The 21,051-nt window shown below is 61.3% G+C and carries 19 protein-coding genes and 1 riboswitch; of the genes, 12 read left to right on the plus strand and 7 right to left on the minus strand.

What is annotated here, in order from left to right:
* Positions 1-11 precede the first annotated feature (11 nt).
* From MHH62_RS11175 to MHH62_RS11190, 4 genes are all read left to right on the plus strand, one after another.
* Positions 12-1,823: a penicillin-binding protein activator gene (locus MHH62_RS11175; RefSeq protein ID WP_014716968.1), complete on the plus strand. Its 1,812-nt coding sequence runs from the start codon at positions 12-14 to the stop codon at positions 1,821-1,823.
* Positions 1,823-2,194, plus strand: coding sequence for a YraN family protein (locus MHH62_RS11180; RefSeq protein WP_014716967.1), 372 nt, complete (start codon positions 1,823-1,825; stop codon positions 2,192-2,194). Before MHH62_RS11175 ends, MHH62_RS11180 begins: the two co-directional genes overlap by 1 nt.
* A 93-nt stretch (positions 2,195-2,287) precedes the next feature.
* Positions 2,288-2,881, plus strand: a complete 594-nt coding sequence (locus MHH62_RS11185; protein ID WP_007904374.1) for a phosphoheptose isomerase — start codon at positions 2,288-2,290, stop codon at positions 2,879-2,881.
* Positions 2,878-3,459: a BON domain-containing protein gene (locus tag MHH62_RS11190; RefSeq protein ID WP_003188655.1), complete on the plus strand. Its 582-nt coding sequence runs from the start codon at positions 2,878-2,880 to the stop codon at positions 3,457-3,459. Before MHH62_RS11185 ends, MHH62_RS11190 begins: the two co-directional genes overlap by 4 nt.
* Positions 3,460-3,681: 222 nt before the next feature.
* On the opposite strand, the gene MHH62_RS11195 is transcribed toward MHH62_RS11190, so the two are convergent.
* Positions 3,682-4,452 (minus strand): OmpA family lipoprotein, encoded by a 771-nt coding sequence (locus MHH62_RS11195; RefSeq protein WP_019816951.1) that lies wholly within the window; start codon positions 4,450-4,452, stop codon positions 3,682-3,684.
* Between the two features lie 178 nt (positions 4,453-4,630).
* On the minus strand, positions 4,631-5,275 hold the full coding sequence (locus tag MHH62_RS11200; protein ID WP_014716965.1) for an MBL fold metallo-hydrolase: 645 nt from the start codon (positions 5,273-5,275) through the stop codon (positions 4,631-4,633).
* A gap of 155 nt (positions 5,276-5,430) precedes the next feature.
* Here MHH62_RS11200 and MHH62_RS11205 point away from each other — a divergent pair, with 155 nt between their 5' ends.
* The 4 genes from MHH62_RS11205 to MHH62_RS11220 are packed head-to-tail and all read left to right on the plus strand — an operon-like array spanning position 5,431 to position 8,864.
* Positions 5,431-6,021 carry a paraquat-inducible protein A gene (locus tag MHH62_RS11205; protein ID WP_014716964.1) on the plus strand — a complete coding sequence of 197 codons (591 nt, stop codon included), beginning with the start codon at positions 5,431-5,433 and terminating at the stop codon, positions 6,019-6,021.
* Positions 6,018-6,662 (plus strand): paraquat-inducible protein A, encoded by a 645-nt coding sequence (locus tag MHH62_RS11210; protein WP_014716963.1) that lies wholly within the window; start codon positions 6,018-6,020, stop codon positions 6,660-6,662. Before MHH62_RS11205 ends, MHH62_RS11210 begins: the two co-directional genes overlap by 4 nt.
* A complete protein-coding gene (locus MHH62_RS11215; RefSeq protein WP_339232962.1) occupies positions 6,643-8,292 on the plus strand; it encodes an MlaD family protein in 1,650 nt (549 codons plus the stop codon). Before MHH62_RS11210 ends, MHH62_RS11215 begins: the two co-directional genes overlap by 20 nt.
* Before the next feature lie 14 nt (positions 8,293-8,306).
* Positions 8,307-8,864, plus strand: a complete 558-nt coding sequence (locus tag MHH62_RS11220) for a PqiC family protein (protein WP_339232964.1) — start codon at positions 8,307-8,309, stop codon at positions 8,862-8,864.
* Between the two features lie 9 nt (positions 8,865-8,873).
* Here MHH62_RS11220 and MHH62_RS11225 read toward each other — a convergent pair whose 3' ends face one another.
* Complete coding sequence (locus MHH62_RS11225) at positions 8,874-11,603, minus strand: LuxR C-terminal-related transcriptional regulator (RefSeq protein ID WP_339232966.1); 2,730 nt, start codon at positions 11,601-11,603, stop codon at positions 8,874-8,876.
* A gap of 89 nt (positions 11,604-11,692) precedes the next feature.
* Here MHH62_RS11225 and MHH62_RS11230 point away from each other — a divergent pair, with 89 nt between their 5' ends.
* On the plus strand, positions 11,693-11,857 hold the full coding sequence (locus MHH62_RS11230) for a hypothetical protein (protein ID WP_153649474.1): 165 nt from the start codon (positions 11,693-11,695) through the stop codon (positions 11,855-11,857).
* 76 nt (positions 11,858-11,933) lie between these two features.
* On the opposite strand, the gene MHH62_RS11235 is transcribed toward MHH62_RS11230, so the two are convergent.
* The 4 genes from MHH62_RS11235 to MHH62_RS11250 form a co-directional block, all read right to left on the minus strand.
* Positions 11,934-13,298 (minus strand): DUF1329 domain-containing protein, encoded by a 1,365-nt coding sequence (locus MHH62_RS11235; RefSeq protein WP_014716959.1) that lies wholly within the window; start codon positions 13,296-13,298, stop codon positions 11,934-11,936.
* 42 nt (positions 13,299-13,340) lie between these two features.
* Complete coding sequence (locus MHH62_RS11240) at positions 13,341-15,200, minus strand: DUF1302 domain-containing protein (RefSeq protein WP_003188640.1); 1,860 nt, start codon at positions 15,198-15,200, stop codon at positions 13,341-13,343.
* Between the two features lie 332 nt (positions 15,201-15,532).
* Positions 15,533-17,215 (minus strand): fatty acid--CoA ligase, encoded by a 1,683-nt coding sequence (locus MHH62_RS11245; RefSeq protein ID WP_014716958.1) that lies wholly within the window; start codon positions 17,213-17,215, stop codon positions 15,533-15,535.
* Between the two features lie 173 nt (positions 17,216-17,388).
* Positions 17,389-18,021, minus strand: coding sequence for a LysE family transporter (locus MHH62_RS11250; RefSeq protein ID WP_058409869.1), 633 nt, complete (start codon positions 18,019-18,021; stop codon positions 17,389-17,391).
* An 84-nt stretch (positions 18,022-18,105) separates the two neighbouring features.
* Between MHH62_RS11250 and MHH62_RS11255 the strand changes: the two genes are divergently transcribed.
* From MHH62_RS11255 to MHH62_RS11265, 3 genes are all read left to right on the plus strand, one after another.
* Positions 18,106-19,071: a 2-hydroxyacid dehydrogenase gene (locus tag MHH62_RS11255; protein WP_058409900.1), complete on the plus strand. Its 966-nt coding sequence runs from the start codon at positions 18,106-18,108 to the stop codon at positions 19,069-19,071.
* Positions 19,072-19,101: 30 nt separating this feature from the next.
* Positions 19,102-20,100: a class I SAM-dependent methyltransferase gene (locus MHH62_RS11260; RefSeq protein ID WP_014716955.1), complete on the plus strand. Its 999-nt coding sequence runs from the start codon at positions 19,102-19,104 to the stop codon at positions 20,098-20,100.
* 51 nt (positions 20,101-20,151) lie between these two features.
* A riboswitch (yybP-ykoY riboswitch) is annotated at positions 20,152-20,271 on the plus strand.
* An 88-nt stretch (positions 20,272-20,359) separates the two neighbouring features.
* Positions 20,360-20,944 carry a TMEM165/GDT1 family protein gene (locus tag MHH62_RS11265; RefSeq protein WP_014716954.1) on the plus strand — a complete coding sequence of 195 codons (585 nt, stop codon included), beginning with the start codon at positions 20,360-20,362 and terminating at the stop codon, positions 20,942-20,944.
* The last annotated feature ends 107 nt before the right edge of the window (positions 20,945-21,051 follow it).

Raw genomic sequence — 21,051 nt, forward strand, 5'->3', positions numbered from 1 at the left:
GGAACACTTACATGATCGCTTGCCTGCGGCTGCTCTCCGCCCTCTGCCTCGCTGCCTTGCTGGCCGCTTGCGCCAGTTCGCCCTCCTCCAGTCTTGGCGAACTGCCACGCACGCCCGATGCCAGTATCGAGCAACTGCTCGAACAGGCGACGAACGCCAAGACGCCAGAAAAAGCCGCGTTGCTGCGCCTGAGCGCGGCGGACCTGGCCTACCAGCAGAACAATCCCGGCCGCTCCTCGCAGATCCTTGCGCAAGTGCCCCTGGATGCCCTGAAGCCAGCCGCGCAAGTATTTGCCAGCACCCTGGCCGCAGAACTGGCCATGGGGCGCAACCAGCCCAAGGCGGCCTTGGCAGCGCTGAACCACCCTAGCCTGCAAAACCTGAAGGAACTGCCGACCGACCAGCAGATCCGCACCGGTACCGTACATGCACGCGCCTATGAAGCCGACGGCCAGACCCTCGCCGCCGCTCGCGAGCGGGTGGCCATGGCGCCCCTGCTGACGGCTGAAGCTGCCAGCAGCAACCACGAGGCTATCTGGGTATTGATTGCCGCGCTGCCAGCCGAACAGCTGCAAGCTACCGGCAACCCGACGCTCGATGGCTGGATCACTCTGGCCCAGGCGGTCAAGGGCGCCGGTACGCTGGAGCAACAACAAGCCGCCATCGACACCTGGCGCGCTCAGAACCCAGGGCACCCGGCGGCAGTGCAACTGCCAGCACCGCTGACCAAGCTCAAGGAACTGGCCAGCCAGCCCCTGAACAAGATTGCCCTGCTGCTGCCGCAGGAAGGTCCGCTGGCTGCTGTAGGCAAAGCGCTGCGCGAAGGCTTCATGGCGGCGCACTACCAGGCTGAGCAAGCCGGGCAGAAGCCGCCGGTCATTGAGTTCTATGACAGCTCGCGCCTGGCCTCCCTCGACGAGTTCTATGCCAAGGCCCAGGCCGCCGGTGTGCAACTGGTGGTCGGCCCGCTGGAAAAACCGCTGGTCAAGCAACTCAGCGCGCGCCCGCAGTTACCGATCACCACCCTGGCCCTGAACTACAGCGAGACCGATCAGGGCCCGGCGCAGTTGTTCCAATTCGGCCTGGCCGCTGAAGACGAAGCCCGCGAAGTGTCGCGCCGTGCCCGTGCCGATGGCCTGCATCGCGCCGCCGCCATGGTGCCCCGTGGCGAATGGGGTGAGCGTGTCTACAAGGCGTTCCGCCAGGACTGGGAAGCCAATGGCGGCACCGTCATGGGCGTTGAATATGTCGACCAACCTGTGGCCCTGGCCCAGCAGATCGCCGATCTGTTCCAACTGCGCAAGAGCGAAGGCCGCGCCAAGAGCCTGCAAAGCACAGTCGGTACCGACGTCGCCGCCCAGCCTTCGCGTCGCCAGGACATCGAGTTCATCTTCCTGGCCGTCACGCCGCAACTGGCCCAGCAGATCAAGCCGACCCTGAACTTCCAGTACGCCGGGGATGTGCCGGTATACGCAACCTCCCACGTGTACAGCGCCAGCGGTGATCGTAACCAGTACCTGGACATGACCAACGTGATGTTCTGCGAAACCCCTTGGCTGCTTAATACCACCGACCCACTGCGCAACCAGGTCGCCGCGCAATGGCCGCAAGCCAATGGCAGCCTGGGCCGCCTCTACGCGATGGGCGTCGATGCCTACCGCCTGGCGCCACGCCTGGGCCAGCTCAAGGCACTGCCGGACACCCGTGTCGACGGCCTCTCGGGCAACCTGGGTATCAGCGCCAACCAGCGCGTTGATCGCCAGATGCCGTGGGCGAAGTTCGTCGGCGGCGACATTCAGCGCCTGCCCGATACCCCACGCTGATGCCCGAGCGGTCCAGCGCACACAGCGGCAAGGATGCCGAACTGCATGCACTCAACTACCTGCAACAACAGGGTCTGCGCCTTCTGGCGCAGAACTGGTTATGTAAACGCGGCGAGCTTGATCTGGTCATGCTTGACGGCGATACAGTAGTATTCGTCGAAGTCCGCTACAGAAAACACGCACAATGGGGTGGCGCGCTCGCCAGTATCGACGGGCGCAAGCGTCAAAAGCTGATACTCGCTGCGCAGTTTTTTCTGCAAAAAGAGCATCGCTGGGCTGACTGCCCCTGCCGTTTCGATGTGGTTGCCATGGAAAGCACCCCGTCAGGCACAGCTGATCTGACCTGGCTCAAAAATGCCTTTGACAGCTGATTCGCCGGGCACCTTCACCACTCATTTTTGCTCTTTGCTTTGCGGGCTGCACATTACCTGTGCCAAACAGCCGCGCTACTTAAGGTCACACAGATGGACATGCAATCCCGAATTCGCCAGCTTTTCCAGGCCAGCATCGACACCAAGCAACAGGCGATGGACGTACTTGCACCGCACATCGAGCAAGCCAGCCAGGTGATGGTCAATGCCTTGCTCAACGAAGGCAAAATGCTTTCGTGCGGCAATGGCGGTTCGGCTGGCGATGCCCAGCATTTTTCCTCCGAGCTGCTCAACCGTTTCGAACGTGAGCGCCCGAGCCTGCCGGCTATTGCCTTGACCACCGACTCATCGACGATCACTTCGATTGCCAACGACTACAGCTACAACGAAATCTTCTCCAAGCAGATCCGCGCCCTCGGCCAGCCGGGCGATGTATTGCTGGCGATTTCCACCAGCGGCAACTCGGCCAATATTATTCAAGCGATCCAGGCCGCACATGATCGCGAAATGATTGTCGTAGCCTTGACCGGTCGCGACGGCGGCGGCATGGCTTCGCTGCTGCTGCCGGAGGACGTGGAGATTCGCGTCCCGGCCAATGTCACTGCACGCATCCAAGAAGTTCATCTGCTGGCGATCCACTGCCTGTGCGATCTGATCGACAGCCAACTGTTCGGGAGTGAAGAATGACCGTTAATCGCCTCAGTCTTTTGGCCATCACGCTGTGCGTCGCCATCAGCGGCTGCAGCTCGGCTATCACCGCTACACGGGACACCCCTATCCAGGACGACCGTGGCACACGTACCTTCGGCAGCACCATCGATGATTCGCTGATCGAAACCAAGGTCAAGGTCAACGTCGCCAAGGCGGCTACCGACTTGGGCAACGGGGCCTCGCGCATCGTGGTGACCAGCTTCAACGGTGTGGTCCTGCTGGCAGGCCAAACCCCGCGCGCCGACCTCAAGGCCCAGGCCGAGCAAGCCGCCGCCGGCGTGCAACGCGTCAAGAAGGTCCACAACGAACTGCAGGTCATGGACCCGATCACTCTGCTGGCCATCAGCAACGATGCGCTGCTGACCACCAAGATCAAGGCCCAGATGCTGACCGACAGTGCAGTGCCAGGCTCGCGGATCAAGATCGTCACCGATAACGGCATCGTCTACATGATGGGCCTGCTGACCCAGGCAGAAGCCACCCGCGCCGCCAATCTGGTGCAGGGCGTGTCGGGCGTACAGAAGATCGTGAAGGTGTTCGAATACATCGACTGATGTAGATCGAAGGTGCCTGATCGTTCCCACGCTCTGCGTGGGAACGCACCCCGTGACGCTCCGCGTCACCGCACACGCTTCAGCTTTTGCGCCAAGAGTAGGACGCGGAGCGTCCGAAGGAGCGGGCATTCCCACGCAGAGCGTGGGAACGATCAAAACACGCAGCCACTAAAAAGGGCGCCGTGCATTGACTGCACGGCGCCCTTTTTAGTGCCCAGGGGTTTACTGGTATTGCTGGTACGGGTTGCCCTGGAACTGGTTGTTCTGCTGTGGCGCCTGCTGCTGGCCAGGCTGGCCGTATTGCTGGCCAGGGATCGGGCCGAGGTTGACCTCGACACGACGGTTCTGGGCACGGCCATTCACGTCGGCGTTGCTGGCAATCGGGTTATCCGGGCCGGCCCCGCGTGCGCTCAGGTTGGCACCGTTGACACCTTGGGAGGTCAGGTAGTTGGCCACGCTCTGCGCACGGCGCTGGGACAGGTCCATGTTCAGTTGACGGCTACCGGTGCTGTCGGTGTAGCCAACGATCTGGATGGTGTTCTGGTTGAACTGCTTGAGGGAGTTGGCCAGGTTGTTCAGCGGCTGATAGAAGCTGCTGGAGATCGCGTCCGAGTTGGTGGCGAAGGTAATGTTACCCGGCATGATCAGCTTGATCTGGTCGCCCTGGCGCTGCACCTCAACCCCGGTATTGGCCATGCTTTCGCGCAGTTTTTTCTCCTGCTGGTCGGCGTAGTAGCCGTAGCCCGCCGCACCGGCACCCGCAACGACTGCGCCAATCAGCGCGCCCTTGCCACGGTTGTTATGGTCGATGGCTGCACCGGCCAATGCGCCAGCCAGCGCACCGAGGCCGCCGTACTTGGCGGTTTTGCTCATGCCGCTTTCGGAACCATTGCTGGCCTGTCCCTGGCTGCCGTCATAAGGGTTAGGTGAAGCGCAGCCAGACAACAGGGCTACGGCGGTAGCGACAACAAGCAGACGACGCGGAGTGAACATGAAGGAAGCTCCTACTTTTGCATTCTGTGATGCAGAGGACATTGGCAATGGACCTGTGCCGAGTTTGGAACGCGACAAACGGCAAAAATTCCGTGCTGGGGTGCGTAAAGCATAGCTGTCTTTGGCTCGGGCCTGTGCCTGTGTGTCTGTACCGGCTTGTATCAGAGCCGACAACCCATCACGCACGCACGAAAGGATTCTCCCGCATCTCATCGCCCAGCAACGTATCCGGCCCATGCCCAGTGACCACCGTCGCGCCTTCGTCCAGCGTATACAGGCGCTGCTTGATCGACCGCACAATCGTCGCCTGGTCGCCGCCCCATAAATCCGTACGCCCTACCCCGCGACGAAACAAGGTATCGCCGGCGATCAACAGCTTGGCGTCGGCAAACCAGAAACTCATCGAGCCCGGTGTATGCCCTGGGGTGTGCAAGGCCACGCCGCAGCCGCAGGCCAGTTCTTCGTCATGCTCCAGCCAGCGATCCGGAGACGGCACCGGGACGTAGGGCACGCGAAACATTTGGCATTGCATTTCCAGGTTGTCCCACAGAAATTGATCATCCTTATGCAGGTGCAACGTAGCACCGGTCTTTTCCTTCAATTGGCCGGAAGCCAGGAAATGATCAAGGTGAGCATGGGTGTGGATAATGCTCACCACCTTCAGGCCCAGCGCATCAAGGCGCGCCAGAATCAACTCGTGATTGCCGCCGGGGTCGACGACGATGGCTTTTTTTGTGACCGGGTCACCAATGATGGTGCAGTTGCACTGCAACGGGCCGACGGGAAAGGTTTCGCGAATCAACGGTTGTTTTTCAATAGTCATGGGTGTCCTGCAAGCTCTCTGGCGCGTTCCAAGTGCAGTATGGTGTAGCTTGCCCCTGCTCTGGAAGGAGTCGATTGCGCGGTCTATCCGCTGCTAAGCTACACACGCGCCATTGAAATCCCCCGCTGCAGTCAGTCGCATTTGGAGCAACACCCATGGCGAATCAACAGATCATCTGCGAGCACTGCGACTGCGTGTACGAGAAAGTCACGCTCGCCAAACATCAAAAAGCCCTATGCGTACGTTGCTCGGGCGTACTGCAGCGCTATAACGGCTTGTCGGTGCAGCAACGCCTCGCCCTGACGGTGACTGCCGCAGTGCTGTGGACCTTCGCCAACTTTTATCCGGTGATGAGCATCAGCCTGCAGGGCTTGAAAAACAGCGCCACCCTCTGGGACTCAGTGGTTGCACTGAGCCTGGGGCCGATCACGTTCATTGCCTTGGTAGCGGCGATTTCCATCATTATCGCGCCGGTGTTTCAGCTGCTATTGCTGATCTGGGTGCTGAGTTTCGCCTTGGCCGGCAGGCGCTCGCCGGCGTTCAAGCTGTGCATGCGCTGGCTCGAAGCACTCCGGCCCTGGAGCATGCTGGAGGTGTGCCTATTGGGCGCGATGGTCGCGGTGTTCAAGCTGGCCGGCATGCTGGATGTGATCCCAGGCACCGGCCTGTTCGCCTTGGCCGCCCTGAGCCTGTTGCTGATCCGCATTGCCGGGCGCGATGTGCGCGACCTGTGGGACACCGTATGAATTCACCGCCCACCGCCCGCGAGCTGAACCTGTGCCTGTGCCACACCTGCGGCCAGCCCTGCGACATGCGCCTTGAGCCCACCGAGTGCGACCGCTGTGGCGCCGCGCTGCATCGGCGCAAGGTGCAGTCCCTGACCCGAACCTGGGCCTACATGCTCACCGCCCTCGCCTTTTATGTCCCGGCCAATTTATTGCCAGTGATGAACACCACCATGCTCGGCTCGGGCGCAGACAGCACCATCATGAGCGGCGTGCTGGAGTTCTGGCAACATGGCGCCTGGGACATTGCGCTGATCATTTTCATCGCCAGCATTGCCGTGCCGGGCATCAAGTTCCTGTCGCTGGGGCTGCTGCTGGTCACTGTGCAGCGCAATAGCCAGTGGGCGCGCAAGGAGCGTTCGAAGCTGTTTCGGTTTATCGAACTGATCGGCTATTGGTCGATGCTCGATGTCATCGTGGTCGCCCTGGTGGCCGCACTGGTGAAGTTTCAAGCCCTGGGCACGATAGAACCGCGCCTGGGCATTCTGTTTTTTGGCCTGGTGGTCGTGTTTACGATGCTCGCGGCCATGAGCTTTGATCCCCGGCTAATCTGGGAAAACCCACATAACGAGGAGACCTCGGATGAGCTCATCCAAGGCTGACACCCCTGCGGGGCAACCCGTGATCAAGACGCGTCGTTTCAGTGTCTCGCTGGTCTGGATCGTGCCGATTGTCGCCGTACTGGTGGGGATCTCGCTGGTGATTCACAGCGTCATGCAACAAGGGCCGACCATCGTCCTCAACTTCAAGACCGGCAGCGGGCTGGTTGCCAACAAAACCGAGGTCAAATACCGCAACGTGGTGATCGGCCAAGTAACCGCCGTAGCTCTGAGTGATGACCAGAAAAGCGTCAATGCCACCGTCGAGCTGGTCAAACAGGCCGAAAGCTTCACCCGCGAAGATTCGAAATTCTGGGTGGTGCGCCCGCGCATTGGCGCAGGCGGCGTGTCGGGCATCGACACGTTGTTGTCCGGCGACTATATCGGCGCGGACATCGGTCAATCCGAGACCCGCGCCAAGCACTTCACCGGCTTGGAAAACCCGCCGCCCATCACCTACGGCGAGCCGGGCAAGCGCTTCACCCTGCACACCCAGGCCCTGGGTTCCCTGGACATCGGCTCCCCCGTCTATTACCGCAAGATCCCGGTGGGCCAGGTGGTGGCCTATGAGCTGGACAACGAGGGCAAGGGCGTGAATGTCGAAATCTTCGTGCATGCGCCCAATGATGTGTACATCACCGAGAACACGCGGTTCTGGAATGCCAGCGGCGTCGACTTGAGCGTCGGCGCCAACGGTTTCGCGCTGAAAACCGAATCCTTGTCGTCCATGTTGATGGGGGGGATTGCCTTCCAGGCGCCGCCCTACAACCCCAATGACAAACCGGCCGAAGAAAGTCGCAGCTTTGAATTGTTCGAAGACCAGCAAAGCGCCCTCGCCCCGCCCAACGGCAAGGGGCAATACATGGTCCTGCGCTTCGATCAGGCCCTGCGCGGGCTGAAAGTCGACGCACCGGTGGAGTTCCTCGGCGTCGAGTTCGGCAAGGTTGTATCGATCAACCTGGATTTCGATGCAAAGAAACGCACCTTCCCGGTCAATGTCGGCATCGTGATCTACCCGCAACTGCTCGGCGAGGCTCACACCAAGCTGCTCAAGGCCATGAACAATAACCCTGACGATGAGGCAGCCGGCGTACGCCTGATCGGGACCTTCATCGAAAACGGCCTGCGCGCCCAGGCTCGCAGCGGTAACTTGCTGACCGGCCAGCTCTACATCGCCCTGGACTTCTACCCCAAGGCGGAAAAAGTCGCGTTCGACCCGAACCAGCGCCCCGTGGGCATCCCCACCATCCCGGGCAACCTGGAACAGCTGCAAGAGAAGTTCGAAGGCATCGTCAACAAGATCAGCCAACTGCCTGTCGAGCGTATTGCCGGCAACCTCGACGCCAGCCTGGTCGAACTGCGCAAGGGCCTGGCGCAATTCAACGCCAAGACGCTGCCGGGTGTGCAAACGACCTTGGCCGACGTGAGCAAGACCCTGCAATCGGCCAGTTCAACCCTGGCCGAAGACTCGCCGCAGCGTGAACAACTGACCCAGACCCTCGACGAGTTGGGGCGCATGTCGCGTTCCCTGCGCGAGCTTTCGGATTATCTGGGCCGGCATCCGGAGTCGCTGATTCGCGGCCGCCCCGATAACGCCGCACCGACGGACCTGCAAGGGCCACCCCGCAAATGACCATTGGAGCCGCCATGACATTGCCGTTGAAGATCACGTTACTGAGCGCCCTGCTGCTGCTCGGTGCCTGTCGCAGTGAACCCATCGCTTTTCATACCCTGACCCCGGCGCACTTGAGCCCGAGTACGCGAGCAGAGGCCGGCGGTGTGCGCATTGAGAGCATCAGCGTGCCGCCTCAGGTCGACCGCGCGCAGATAGTGATCCGCCAGGGCGACAGCGGCCTGGCGATTCTTGAAACCCAGTGGTGGGCCGCCACCCTCGCCGATGAACTGAGGAGCGCCTTGGTCGATCAATTGGCCAACAGCAATGCCCGGCAAGCCGTGGCTTTACGCGTAGACGTGCAGCGGTTTGACTCGGTACCGGGGCAGTACGCATTGCTCGATGTGCGCTGGCGCCTGAGGCAAGTCAATGGCGATCGCCCGGCCTTGACCTGCCGCACCACCTTGCAATCACCTGCCGGGCCGAGCATCGACGAGTTGGTGGTGGCGCATCAGACCAACCTCAAGCGTTTCGCGGCGCTGATCAATCAGACCGTCGACACCTCACTCAAAGGCTGCCCGACCACGCCATAAACCCAGGGCTCAGGCCAACAAGCCCATGGCCTTGGCCCGCGCTACTGCCTGGGTACGACGCTCCACGCCGAGCTTGCTGTTGATGTGGCTGGCGTGGGTCTTCACCGTGTGCAGAGAGATGAACAACTGGTTGCTGATTTCCTGGTTTGAACAGCCTTGGGCAATCAGTTGCAGCACCGCCAGCTCTCGGGTGCTGAGGGTTTCCCGTTGAGGTGCGGCTTCAACTGCGCTGACTTGGGGCAGCAACGCCAGCAAGCTCTGATTGAGCAGCCCATGGGAATCCTTGCCCAACTGCTCGCGCATCCACTGCGGGTAACCCTCCAACAACCGTTGAAACGGCTGCAACGCACCACCCGAACCGGCTTCCAGGGCACGGGCGAACACCGGCCTGGCCTTGGCTTCCTGGCCATTATCCAGAAGTAACTGCACCTGCTGGACCAGCGCCATCAGGGCAATCATCTGGCGCCCACTGTCATGAGCCTGCTGGGCCAGCGCTTCCAGGCGTTGCAGCGCGCTGTCGGGCTGATGGCGCGTGGCATCGAGCGCGGCTTGTTGCAGCTCGATATGTTGCGGCAAGTGCGGATGAAACTCGGGGGCGGCCGCAGCGTGCTCGCCGTTGTAGGTCTGCCCCAGGCGGGCCAGCCAGGCGTCGGCCAGGTCAGTGCGCCCCTGGGCCAGCCACAACTCGCATTTGATCAGGGTGATCATCGCCAGGTAATAGATCGGCGGCACATCCCAGATGTGCATCAAGCGCTCGGCCTCGGCCAGTTCGGCAAAAGCATGGGCAAACTCCCCACGCCGCCCTTCGAAGCTGGCGATGACGCAGTGCCCGATCAGCACGCTGATATCGCGGCAGGCACGGGCCTCGGCCAGGCCGGCGCGCAAACGCGCCAGGCCGGCTTCGGGCTGGTAACGCACCAGCAGCAGGTACCCCTCGTACAGCGACAGGCGTGCGCGCACGGCATACAGGCGCTGGGGCGCCAGCCCATGCAGGCGCTCAAGGCCCTGGCGGGCTTCATCCAGGGAACGCAGGATCTCCCCCCGCGCCTGCAGCACCCGCGCCCGGTCGTAATGGGCCAAGGCTTCAAACAAGGGGTTACCGACGCGCTGCGCCAGCTCCAACGATTCGCGGTTCAGACCACGAGCGCGCCACAGGTCGGCATCGACGATCGCCAGGTTGGACAGGGTCGAGAGGCACATCAGGCGCTGGCCGTAACGCTTTGGCGGCAAGCTTTCCAACGCTTCGTTGCAATAGCGCTGGGTCAGCTCACGGTCTCCGCGCCCACGGGCAATAATCCCGCTCAGCGCCAACCATTGGGCCAACATGGATTTTTGCGCGGTGGCCGATGGCGCCGGCAGGAAGCGGCTGAGGTAGCTGGACAGCTCCTGCGCTGCATCCAATTGGCATGCGAGCCCCAGCGCCCAGCTGTACAGCACGATCAAACGCGGCGTGCTGATCAGCAGGCTGTCGGGCAAGTCCATCTTCCAGCGCAGCAGCATGCCGATGTTCTGCTCTGCCAGCAGTTGCTCTTCGGACAGGTTCTGCACCAGATTCGCCGCCACATCCAGATGCCCGGCCCGCAGCGCCTGCTCCACCGCCTCGTCGATCAAGCCCTGGGTGTTAAACCAGCGACAGGCGCGCAAGTGCAGGCTGGCCGGCGGCAAGGTGGCGCTTTTCTCGCGGCGGGTACGCAGCAGGTCGGAGAACAAATGGTGATAACGGTACCAGTGCCCTTGCTCATCCAACGGCACCAGGAACACTTGATGAGCCTGCAAATAGCGCAGGATTTCTGCGCTGTCATGGGCCTCGCGGACGGCGTCGCATAATTCGCTGCAAAAACGCTCCTGAGGTGCGGTGTCATACAGGAACGCTTGCACTTCTGCGGGCAGGCAGTCGATGACTTCTTCGAGCAGGTAATCGCGAATCAGCCCTTCGCCACCGTGCAGGCTTTGCGGCAAGGCGCCCTCACTGCCGGCTTCGGAGGCCGCCAACAACCAGAAGCGCAGGCCGGCGACCCAGCCCTCGCTACGACGGATCAGGTTTTCCAACGCCTCACCGCGCAATGCATTGCCGTGTCCATCCAGCACCGCCAGGGATTCGTCATGGGTCAGGCGCAGGTCTTGCTCATGCAGTTCCAACAGGTGTCGCGACAGACGCAGGCGTGCCAGGTGCCAGTCCGGACGCTGCCGGCTGGTGACCAGCACCACCAGGCCATCAGGCAAATGATTGAGAAAAAACTGCAGGCAGCGATCCAGCACCGGGCCCTGGGCCAAGTGATAGTCATCCAGCACCAGCAATAACGGCGAACGTGCAGACAGGTGCACGGCCAGTTCGTCGAGCAGGCCATCGAGCCATTCTTCGAAGGCAAAGGGTTGGTGACGCTGGCGCATTTTCAGCAACCCCAGGGATTGGGCGCCGAGTTGCGGAAAATACTGTTGCAAGCCGTCGAGCAGCCGCTCCAGGAAACGGCCGGGGTCACTGTCACGAGGGCTCAGGCCCAACCACAGGCTTTGCCACTGGGCTGGCAAGCCCTGGCAGAACTCCACCGCCAACGAACTCTTGCCGAACCCCGCGGGCGCGCTGACCAGCAACAGTCGCCCATCAAGGCCCGCATTCAGCCGTTCGCACAGGCGCGGGCGCAGCACGTAGCCGTCAGGCAGCGGGGGCCGGTAGAAGCGGCCTTCCAGCGGCGGCATCACCACACTGGCAGGCCCATGGGTTCGGGACAGATCAGTCATCGCCGGGCTCTTGTAGAAGGCTGTTGTCGGCATTGCAGATGTCCGCAGACTAGCGGTAAAAGCGGCGGGATTGTAGATCTTTGCAACAAATGGCTGAAAAAGAACTGCGACAAGAAATATCCCTTCCAGCCGCCAAGCAAGAAGCAGGAGCGAGCTTGCTCGCGAAGCACAAAAAAAAACGCGCCCATCCAGGAATGATCGTTCCCACGCTCTGCGTGGGAATGCAGACTTCGACGCTGCGCGTCGACTTTTGAGGCGTGACGCAGAGCGTCACAGGAAGCACTCCCACGCAGAGCGTGGGAGCGATCATTCAGAGCGCATCAGCAGAGGTTAGCGAACACCGTCCTGGCGCAGGGCCGCTGGGGTGAAGTCGCTGGTGCTGGCGGTGAAGCCGAAGTCATAGGCCTGCTTCTCTTCGTTCTTCATGCCCAGGGCCAGGTAGCGGCCGGACTGCAGGTCGTAGAGGGTTTCCAGGGCGTACCACGGCACTTGCTTGTCGTAGTAGTTCTCACCATGGGCCTCGGCGACGCGCCACAGTTGGCCACGACCGTCGTAGTGGTCGATCACCGCTGCCTGCCAGGTGTCTTCGTCGATGTAGAAGTCACGCTTGGCGTAGATGTGGCGCTGGCCTTCCTTCAAGGTGGCGACCACGTGCCAGACACGGCGCAGCTCGTAGCGAGCCAGGTCCTGGTTGATGTGGCCAGCCTTGATGATATCGGCGTACTTGAGCTTGGGATCGTCGATCTTGTAGCTGTTGGAGGCAATGTAGATTTCTTTCTTGCCTTCCAGCTTCCAGTCGTAGCGGTCCGGCGCACCGTTGTACATGTCGAGGTTGTCGGAGGTGCGCAGGCCATCGGCGGCAGTACCCGGCCCGTCATAGGACACTTGCGGCGCCCGACGCACACGGCGCTGCCCGGCGTTGTAGACCCAGGCCGAACGCGGTTCTTTGACCTGGTCCAGGGTTTCGTGCACCAGCAGCACACCACCGGCCAGGCGCGCTGGCGCAGTCACTTGCTGCTTGAAGTAGAACAGCACGTTGCCTGGGTTTTTCGGATCGAAGTCCTTCATCTTGTCGCGGAACACGAACTGGTCGCGGAAGTACACCAGGCTGTAGGAACCGTTGGTTTGCGGGGTGGCCTGGGTAACCAGGCGGGTCACGCTGCCGCCGCGGTAACGGGTGATGTGGTTCCAGATCACTTCAACGCCGCTCTTGGGAATCGGGAACGGGACGGCGGTTTCAAAGTTTTCCAGACCGTTGCCGCCGGACACCAGGTTGGTGGTGGTGGCGTTTTTCTTGATCGAGGCAAACACCTCGGCCGGCACGGTGGCGCCGCGATGGGTCGGGTACACCGGCATCTTGAAGCTGTCCGGGTAACGCTTGAACATCGCGTATTGCCCGGGGGCCAGCTTGTCTTTGTACTGCTCGACGTTCTGCGCGGTGATGGTGAACTGCGGTTGCTCGCTGGCATACGGGTTGGCGAGGAAACCACGGGCGTCGACCGCACCGGCATTGGTCGGCAATGGCGACCATTTTGGAATGGTGCCGGCCGCGTTACCGGCCATCTCGGCGCCCATCGGGGTCAGGGTCGTGCCGAGCTTGGCGGCTTCATCTGCCGAGACTGCCGCCATGACGTTACTCGCCAGGATCGACAGCCCAAGCACACCCACGTGCAACAGACTTTTTGTTATTTTCATGCTCTGGTCTTCCTGAATACATGCCACTTGAAAAGAGTGTGCTTAGAAGTTGGCGCCGAAGCTCAAGGCGACAAAGTCGCGGTCATCCACAGTGCTGAACTTGCCACCAAAGAAGTTGGTGTACGCCAGGCTCGCGGTATAGGTGTTCTGGTATTCGGCATCCAGGCCCAGGCTGACCGCCTTGCGACCTTCTTCAAAGTTGCCGCCAGGGCCTGGCGAGTAACCTTTGACGTCATGGGACCAGGCCACGTTGGGTTTGAGGTTCACGCCCGCGAACACGTCCGGGTATTCCCAGATGGCACGGGCGCGGTAGCCCCAGGACGTTGCGGTGGTGTAGCCGTCGTTGTTGCAGTTGGTGTTCAGGCCAGCAGCGTTGGGCAAGCCGGCGCCGTTGGCGGTGGAGTTGTTGAGGGCGTTGCAGAACCCACCTGGCAGCGTGCCTGGGCCGAACACCGGGTCGCGGCCGTAACGAGCCTGGGATTTGCTTTCCAGGCCACCCACGTGGGTCACGCCGATTTCACCGACGGTGGTGAGGCGGCTGGCGCCCATCACCTGATCGAAGAAGTGCGTGAAGGTGGTCTGGAACTGGGTGACCTCCTTGCGGTTGTAGCCGTGCAGGTCCTGGCCCGGCGTGCCCTTGAGCACGGACGCATTGCCAAAGCCGGGGATCGGCGTGACACCGGCGAACAGAATGTCAGTGGTGCTCAACTGCACCGGTGCATTCGGACGGTAGCTCAACTCACCGCTCCAGGCGGTGCCGGTAGGCAAGGTGGTGGAGAAACTCAGGCCGTAGAGGCGAATATCTTCCGGGTACTCGACGAAGTAGTTCGAGCTGCCCGCCACGATCAACGGTCGCAAGGCCCCCAGTGGCCCCAGCGGACGCGTGTAGGCCGCCGATGGCGCGCCCTGCGCGCTGAAGATCGGCGCACGGCTGTGGTAGTTCATGAAGTAGGCGCCGAATTCGGTATCCAGCGGTTCGAAGTTGTAGCGCATGGCCACGCCAAACTGGCCGCTGTCGCGGGCATCACGGTCCGGCCCACGGCGCACCAGCACGCCTTCGCTGTTCACGTCCACCCCCAAGGCACCCAGGGTCGGCAGGGCGGCGGCAGGAATGGTCGAACGCTTGTTCAGTACCCGTAGGTTATTGCTGCAACCATCGGAGATCACGTCCGGCTGCGAGAAGAACGTGCCGCAGTTATCGGTCACGGTCTGGTCCCACTCCAGCTGGTAAAACGCCTCGGCCGACAGGTTGTCGGTGAGCGACTGGGACACGTAGAACATGTTCACCGGGATCAAGCCTTCCTTGATCTCGGCCCCCGGACGGCGAAACGCCGACACGTCGATCGGGTTGATGGAGTTGATGCCGCCGCCGATGAAGGTACTTTCGCCCCAGCTCACCACCTGCTTACCAAAACGCACGGAACCCGGCGCATCGGCAATCGAGTAGTTGTGGTAGACGAACGCATCGAGAATCTGCCCGCCCGAAGACTTGGCGCCTTCCTTGCGGTTGTTGTCGCTGATGTCCTTGAACGGACGGCTTTCGTCCTTGAGTTCAAAGTCGTACCAGTACTTGCCCCGCACAAACACACCGGTGTCGCCGTACTTCAGTTCCAGGTCGTGGATGCCCTTGAAGATCTTCGAGAACGTTTCGCCGCGCTTGAAGTTCAAGTGCCCGTCATCGGAGGTCTGGGACAGGCCCTTGCCGCCGTTGTTGGCACCGATCAGGTCACGATTGGGTTTGGCCGTGGACCAGCTCGCCCCCACGGAAAGCGACGAGTCAAAGCTCCCTTCGATTTCACCAATGTTGAAACTGACGCCGAATGCCGGCCCGGCGAGCGTAGAAGCGAGGCTGACGGCCAGGGGCAGTCTTGCCCGGCGCCAGAACTGGTTTACTGAGGTCATCGACGCTACTCCATGTGCATATTTTATTGTTATGGCAGTGAGCCCTTTCTTCAGATGTAACGGCCGGGATACAACGATTCCAATGCCGCATCGCCACCGAGCCTCCATGGCTCGAAGCGCAACATCCGCGAAAAACTCTGAAAGGGACTATAGCCAGAGGGGGGTAGTGCTTGATCCCTCTAAAGTGTGATTTGCATCACCAACCTGTCTGCCACAACCCTTTCGCCACGCCGACGAAGGTCGACGCGGGAAGGATGGCTGAAATTCGGCAAATCACAAGTAAAGGCTTGATATAGAGCATTGCCGCGCCCGCACGGGCGCGGCGCGAAGGTTTAGAGCGTGGACAGGAACGTGCTGTTGTTGGCCTGCCATTCGATGATGTCGACACGGATACGTTTCTTGTCGAGTTTGCCGACACTGGTCTTGGGAATTTCAGTAACAACGGCGATCTGGCTCGGGATCGCCCACTTGCTCAAATGGCCCAGCTCGACAAAAGGCTTGAGGTGTTCCTTGAGCTCTCGCGCATCGATCACATGCCCTTCACGCACCACCAACAAGGCGAAGGGCCGCTCGCCCCATTGCGGGTCGGCAATGCCCACCACCGCCACTTCCCGTACCGCCGGGTGGCGGCTGACCAGATCTTCGAGTGCCAGGGAAGAGATCCATTCGCCGCCGGTCTTGATCACATCCTTGATGCGGTCGCGGATATCAATCACACCGAAGGCATCCAGCGTGGCCACATCACCGGTGTGCAGCCAGCCACCGGCCCATAGCTCGGCGCCCTTGTGCGGCTCGTTGTAGTACCCCTCGGTCAGCCACGGCGCGCGCAGCACCAGTTCGCCCTGGGTTTCGCCATCGGCGGGTAGGAAACGACCGTCGGTGTCCATGATTGCCGCCTCGACCAACGGGCCCGGCACACCGGCCTTGATGCGGTAGGTGGTGCGCTCATCTTCGCTGCCGGCCATCAGCTCATCATTGAGGTGAGCGCAGGACACCAGCGGCCCGGTCTCGGACATGCCATACGCAGCGGTCAGCTGAATGCCACGAGCCTTGGCAGCTTCATACAGCGAACGGTTGAGGGCGCTGCCGCCGATGACGATTTTCCAGCCGCCGAAATCCACGTTCTGCGCAGCCTTGGCGTTGAGCACCATTTGCAGAATGGTCGGCACACAGTGGGAGAACGTCACCTTCTCCTTGCGCCACAGTTCCACCAGGTATTCGGGGTCGTAGCGGCCGGGGTACACCTGCTTGAGCCCGAGCATGGTCGCCACATACGGCAAGCCCCAGGCGTGTACGTGGAACATCGGCGTGATCGGCATATACACATCGTTGGTGCCCAGCAGGCGCACACTGTCGACGCTGCCCATGATGGTCGCCACGCCAATGGTGTGCAGCACCAGTTGCCGGTGGGTGAAGTACACGCCCTTGGGGTTACCGGTGGTGCCGGTGGTGTAGAAGGTGGTGGCGACCGAGTTTTCGTCGAAATCCTCGAAGTCATAGATGGGGCTGGCCGCGGCCAGCAGGGTTTCATACTCACCCACCAGGTTGGGTAGCTCGGCGGTGAGGGTGTCACCATCGGTAATCAACAAGGTCTTGTCGACGGTGGTGAGCTGCCCGGCAATGGCCTGGTAGAGCCCCACGAACTCACTGTTGACCAGCACAAAGCGGTCTTCGGCGTGGTTCATGGTGTACAGAATCTGTTCTGGCGACAGGCGCACGTTGATGGTGTGAATCACCGCGCCGATCATCGGGATGGCGAACATGCACTCCAGGTAACGGTGGCTGTCCCAGTCCATCACCGCCACAGTATCACCAGCCTTGACCCCGGCTTCGGTCAGCACATTGGCCAGGCGCGCAACGCGCTCGATCAGCGTCGGGTAGCTGTAGCGCAGCTTGTCGCGGTAGATAATTTCCCGGGTCTTCTCGTAGCGAGTCCCGGACATCAACAGGCGCTTGATCAACAGCGGGTACTGGTACGCACCTTCGGCGGGCGGGATAACACGGGTCTGCAACATAAGAATCCCTTTAATGACTGCACGGTCTTGGCTTGAAGACCTGCACTGTAGAGCGCTTATGTTTCAGCCAAATCAGCCAAAGGAATGATTTGCAGGGACCAGCAAATGCTAGCGTTACGCCATTACCGAGGACCTAATGAGACCCAATGTGGGAGCGGGCTTGAGAAAAGTGATTATTTCATGCTGGTAAAGGCCAGCTTCACCCCGATGGCAATCAACACCGCGCCCATGGTCCGATCAAACCAATGACCCATCTTTGCAAACCCGGCGCGCACGCGCTGCTGGCTGAACAACATGGCCACCAGGCAAAACCACAGGGCCGTGGCCACCGCCAGGTACACACCGTAACCAGCCTGTACCGCCAGCGGTGTGTGGGGGTTGATCACCACGGTGAACAGCGACAGGAAGAACAGCGTGGCCTTGGGGTTCAAGCCATTGGTCACAAAGCCTGCGGTAAACGCGCCGCGTGGAGTGCGCTCGCCCGCTTCACGGTGCAGATCGCCCTCGGCCGCAGGCTTGGCCGGCTGAGCGCGCAGGGCCTTGAAGCCGATGTACAGCAGGTACGCGGCTGCGGCCCACTTCAACGCATTGAACAGCACAATAGACTGGGACACGATCAAGCCGATACCCAGCAACGAGTAACCCACATGCAGGAAAATCGCCGAACCGACGCCCAAGGCCGTCCAGGTTCCGGCACGGCGGCCGTGGGTCACGCTTTCACGCACCACCACGGCGAAATCCGGGCCGGGGCTCGCCACTGCCAACAAGTGAATCAAGGCTACGGTCAAAAACTCGGCGACGTACATGCTCACTCCATTAAGTAACTGATTATTTCATCTGATAGGCTCGGCAGATTACGCCTTCGAACCTCGTCGCAAAAGGTACAGTTGATCATGAACAATCGCCGCGCCGTCTTCCTCGACCACCCTTCCCTGGACTTGGGCGACCTCGACCTCAGCGGTTTGCATGACTGCTTCAGCCAGCTTCAGTTGTTTGAACAGACCACGCCAGAAAATGTGCTGGAGCGCTTGCAGGGCGCCCAAGTCGCCATCAGCAATAAAATCCCGCTCACGGCGCAAACCCTGGCCGCCTGCCCCGAGCTCAAACTGATCCTGGTATCGGCCACTGGCACCAACAATATCGACCTTGAAGCGGCCCGCGCCCACGGCATCACCGTGAGCAACTGCCAGGGCTATGGCACGCCGTCGGTGGCGCAACATACGATCATGCTGTTGCTCAACCTCGCCACGCGCTTGAAGGATTACCAACAGGATGTGGCCGCTGGCAAATGGCAGCAGGCCAAACAGTTTTGCCTGCTGGACCATCCGATCGTCGAACTGGAAGGCAAAACCCTCGGCCTGCTCGGCCACGGTGAATTGGGCAGTGCCGTGGCACGCCTGGCTGAAGCGTTCGGCATGCGCGTGGTGCTCGGCGCGATACCTGGGCGCCCTGCCCGCGCCGACCGTGTGCCGCTGGACGAATTGCTGACCCAGGTCGATGCGCTGACCCTGCATTGCCCACTCAATGAACACACCCGCGACTTTATCGGCGCCCGTGAACTGGCGCTGCTCAAGCCCGGCGCGTTTATCGTCAACACCGCACGCGGTGGCTTGATCAATGAACAGGCCCTGGCCGACGCGCTGCGCAGTGGTCATCTTGGCGGCGCCGCGACTGACGTGTTGAGTGTCGAGCCGCCAGTCACTGGTAATCCGCTGCTGGCGGGAAACATTCCACGCTTGATCGTCACGCCCCACAACGCCTGGGGCAGTCGCGAAGCGCGGCAGCGCATCGTCGGCCAGCTCACGGAAAACGCCCAGGGCTTTTTCAACGGCGCCCCGCTGCGCGTCGTCAGTTGATAAACTGCGCCCCTTTTCAAGGAGCAGACTATGGATCCGCGCAGTGAAGTACTGCTTCGCCAGGCCGAACTTTTTCAAGGCAACCTGCTGCTCGTAGGTTTGCCTGCCGACGATTTGCTTGGGCGCCTGCCCAATGCCCACGGCTGGTGCTGGCATGCCGGTGACCAGGCGGCGCTCGATGCGCGCTTCGCCGAACGCAGCCAGTTTGGCGTGACGGTGCCCGAGCGCGCCTTTGATGCGGCGGTGATTTTCCTGCCCAAGTCCAAAGACCTCACCGACTACCTGCTCAACGCCGTGGCCGCGCGCCTGCCTGGCGCTGAGCTGTTTCTGGTGGGCGAGAAAAAGGGGGGTATCGAAAGCGCCGCCAAACAGATGGTTCCGTTCGGCAAACCGCGCAAGCTCGATAGTGCACGGCATTGCCAGCTGTGGCAGGTCACCGTCGCCAACGCGCCGCACGCCGTGGAGCTTGAGAGCCTGGCACAGGTCTTCGACGTACCGCTGGCCGAAGGCCCGCTGAAGGTGGTGAGCTTGCCAGGGGTGTTCAGCCATGGTCGCCTGGACCGCGGCACCGAGTTGTTGCTGGAGCACTTGGACAAGCTGCCCAGCGGCAACCTGCTCGATTTCGGTTGCGGCGCCGGGGTGTTGGGGGCTGCGGTCAAACGCCGCTACCCGCATAACACCGTGACGATGCTGGATGTGGATGCCTTCGCCGCCGCCAGCAGTCGCCTGACGCTGGCAGCGAACGGCCTGGAAGCTGATGTGTTGACCGGTGACGGCATCGACGCCGCGCCCATGGGTTTGAACGCGATTTTGAGCAATCCGCCGTTCCATGTCGGCGTGCACACCGATTATTTCGCCACGGAGAACCTGCTGCGAAAAGCGGCGAAACACCTGGCAAAAGGTGGCGAACTTCGCCTGGTCGCCAATAGTTTCCTGAAGTACCAGCCACTGATCGAAGAGCATTTGGGCATCTGCGCAATCAAGGCCGAAGGCAATGGTTTTCGCATTTACCGCGCCAAGCGTCCCTGACGGAGGTTTGAAAAAGAACGCTTGCCGAATGGGTTTTGCCTAGGCAGAATCCGCAGCGTCCTAGGGGAGTAGTCTCCCACGAGCGCCATGCTCGTCCGGCATACGTCAACATACTTGGTCAGCAGACCATGGCGTATGCGACCCAGGAGTCCGCACAGACGGACCGGGGTTTGACAAGACCTATGACACGCACACCTTACCCGGGGCGGGAAGGCTGTACGTGTCATAGCCGTGTCGACCCGCCCCTGGAAACTACCTGATGCTGGATTCACTACTCGTTCCTACCGCAATCGTTGCCTTGGCCGAAATCGGCGACAAGACGCAACTGCTCGCACTCATCCTTGCTGCGCGCTTTCGCAAGCCCTGGCCGATCATCGCCGGTATCGTCGCCGCGACCCTGGCCAACCATGCGGCGGCCGGTGCCGTGGGCGCCTGGTTCGGGAGTTTCTTCTCGGATGCGGTGCTGCACTGGATCCTCGCCGCGAGCTTCTGCGCCACGGCGCTGTGGACCCTGGTGCCGGACAAACTCGATGATGACGAAGCCAGTACCACCCGTAAGTTCGGGCCCTTCCTGACCACCTTGATTGCATTCTTCCTCGCCGAAATCGGTGACAAGACCCAGATCGCCACGGTGATGCTGGCGGCGCAATACCCGGAACTTTGGCTGGTGATTATCGGTACCACCCTGGGCATGTTGATTGCCAACGTTCCGGTGGTGCTGGCGGGGAATTTTGCCGCGGAGAAGCTGCCGCTGACCTTGATTCGTCGCTTGGCGGCTACGGCGTTCTTCGTGCTGGCGATTATTGCGGTGTACAAGGCCATGCAGAGCAGCGGCTGGCTGTAAACCGATCAGGGCGGGAGGAGCGGGCTTGCCCGCGATAGCGGCGTATCAGTCACTGAATCTGTTGCTGAACGGGCGTTATCGCAGGCAAGCCAGCTCCCACAGTGGTC

It is taken from the genome of Pseudomonas sp. FSL L8-0168 (genome assembly GCF_037976155.1).
In the GTDB taxonomy this organism is placed as follows: domain Bacteria; phylum Pseudomonadota; class Gammaproteobacteria; order Pseudomonadales; family Pseudomonadaceae; genus Aquipseudomonas; species Aquipseudomonas paracarnis.